Genomic DNA, 1,904 nt, shown 5'->3' on the forward strand with positions numbered 1-1,904 from the left:
GTGCGGGGCCGCGCGGTGGGTGTCACCGTGCGGCCCCGCACCGTCTGCCGGGTGGGGTGTCAGCCCTTGCGGTTGTTGATCTCCTCGGTGAGCTGGGGCACGACGTCGAAGAGGTCGCCCACGACGCCGTAGTCGACGAGCTCGAAGATCGGCGCCTCGGCGTCCTTGTTGATCGCGACGATCGTCTTCGAGGTCTGCATCCCGGCCCGGTGCTGGATCGCGCCCGAGATACCCGACGCGATGTACAACTGCGGCGAGACCGACTTGCCCGTCTGACCGACCTGGTTGCTGTGCGGATACCAGCCCGCGTCCACCGCCGCACGCGACGCACCCACCGCGGCACCCAGCGAATCCGCCAGCGCCTCGATGATCCCGAAGTTCTCCGCACCGTTCACACCACGGCCGCCCGAGACCACGATCGCGGCCTCCGTCAGCTCCGGACGCCCCGTCGACTCCCGCGCCGTACGCGACACCACCTTCGTCGCCGTCGCCCCCTTCGAGAACGACACCGACAGCTCCTCCACCGCACCCGCCGCCGCGGACGGCTCCACCGCGGCCGAGTTCGGCTTCACCGTGATCACCGCAACCCCCCGCGACACCCGCGACTTCGTCGTGAACGACGCCGCGAACGCCGACTGCGTGGCCACCGGACCCTCCTCACCCGCCTCCAGATCCACCGCGTCCGTGATCACACCCGAACCGATCCGCAACGCCAGCCGCGCCGCGATCTCCTTCGACTCCGCGGACGACGGCAACAGCACCGCCACCGGCGACACCGCCTCCACCGCCGCCTGCAACGCCTCCACCTTCGGCACCACCAGGAACTCCGCGAACTCCGGCGCCACCGCGGTCAGCACCCGCACCGCACCGTGCTCACCCAGCACCCCAGCCGTCGCACCGGCACCCTCACCCAACGCCACCGCGACCGGCTCACCGATCCGCCGCGCCAACGTCAGCAGCTCCAGCGTGGGCTTGCGGACAGCACCGTCCACATGATCGACAAAGACGAGAACCTCAGCCATGAAACTCAATCTCCTGCAAGCGAAAAACGACGGACCAGACGGGACAACACACCGGGACCACCCCGGCACGGGAACACACCGGCAATCAGATGAACTTCTGACCCGCGAGGAACCCGGCCAGCGCCCTGCCGCCCTCGCCCTCGTCCTTCACGATCGTGCCCGCCGTACGCGCCGGACGCTCGGCAGCCGAATCCACCGCACTCCACGCACCACCCAGACCGACCTCGTCCGCATCGATGCCCAGATCATCCAGATCCAGCGACTCCACCGGCTTCTTCTTCGCCGCCATGATCCCCTTGAACGACGGATACCGCGCCTCACCCGACTGGTCGGTCACCGACACCACCGCCGGCAACGACGCCTCCAGCCCCTCCGACGCGGTGTCCCCGTCCCGGCGGCCACGCACCACACCGCCCCCGACCGACACCTCCGACAGCAACGTCACCTGCGCCACCCCCAACCGCTCCGCGAGCAGCGCCGGCAACACACCCATCGTCCCGTCCGTCGACGCCATCCCGCACACCACCAGATCGAAACCGGTCCTCTCGACCGCCTTCGCCAGCACCAGCGACGTCCCCATCACGTCCGAACCGTGCAGACCGTCGTCCTCGACGTGAACCGCCCTGTCCGCACCCATCGACAACGCCTTGCGCAACGCGTCCCGCGCATCCTCCGGACCCACCGTCACCACGGTGACCTCCGCGTCGTCCGCCGACTCCGCGATCTGCAACGCCTGCTCGACCGCGTACTCGTCCAGCTCCGACAACAGCCCGTCGACATCCTCACGGTCCAACGTCAGGTCATCGGCGAAATGCCGGTCACCGGTCGCGTCGGGCACGTACTTCACACAGACAACGATCCTCAAGCTCACGCCGGCTCTCC

2 protein-coding genes are annotated in these 1,904 nt (G+C 68.9%); both read right to left on the bottom strand.

The window, feature by feature from the left end; translation table 11 throughout:
• Positions 1–59: 59 nt before the first annotated feature.
• Positions 60–1,022: an electron transfer flavoprotein subunit alpha/FixB family protein gene (locus ACZ4FH_RS36905; protein WP_467310522.1), complete on the bottom strand. Its 963-nt coding sequence runs from the start codon at positions 1,020–1,022 to the stop codon at positions 60–62.
• Positions 1,023–1,107: 85 nt separating this feature from the next.
• Positions 1,108–1,893, bottom strand: a complete 786-nt coding sequence (locus tag ACZ4FH_RS36910) for an electron transfer flavoprotein subunit beta/FixA family protein (protein WP_467310523.1) — start codon at positions 1,891–1,893, stop codon at positions 1,108–1,110.
• Positions 1,894–1,904 lie beyond the last annotated feature (11 nt).

The organism is Streptomyces sp. NPDC024555 (genome assembly GCF_055559335.1).